This window comes from Sporosarcina sp. P29, assembly GCF_002743265.1.
Classification (GTDB): Bacteria; Bacillota; Bacilli; order Bacillales_A; family Planococcaceae; genus Sporosarcina.
Map to the genome: position 1 here is coordinate 1 of NZ_PDYX01000081.1, position 445 is coordinate 445.

The 445-nt window shown below is 53.3% G+C and carries 1 protein-coding gene; it reads right to left on the bottom strand.

Going from position 1 to position 445, the window contains the following annotated elements; all coding sequences use genetic code 11:
- Positions 1-307, bottom strand: a 307-nt coding sequence (locus CSV68_RS16640; RefSeq protein ID WP_158233538.1) for an alcohol dehydrogenase catalytic domain-containing protein, incomplete at its 3' end; no start/stop codon positions are given.
- Between the last annotated feature and the right edge of the window lie 138 nt (positions 308-445).

A 445-nucleotide genomic window follows, 5' to 3' on the forward strand; every position in this document is an offset into this window, starting at 1 on the left:
CCGGCACGTTGTGCACGGAACTGTAGGCACCCAGCGCGGATTGCGCGTACACCACGCGATCGCCCTCTTTAATATGCTTAACGGCGCTGCCCACTTTGAGCACGACGCCTGCCGCTTCCGTTCCCAGTCCGCTTGGCATGGAGGGAGGCGGATAGAGACCGCCGCGAATATAGGTGTCGATGTAGTTAATGCCGATGGCTTTGTTTTCAACCTGAACTTCGTTTTCACCAGGCGCTGCGGGGGTAAACTCCACCGCGTTTAACACTTCTGGCCCACCATGTTTCTGGAATTCAATGCGCGTTGCCATGCTCCCTCCGTCAGAAAAATATGGTAATCTTTCGACCCACTCTTTATCTCGGTAACTCCATTCACTATGGCAGGAAACAAACCCTTCAACAAACAGACTGAACCTCGCGAGCGTGATTTCCAGGTCGCAGGATTAAAA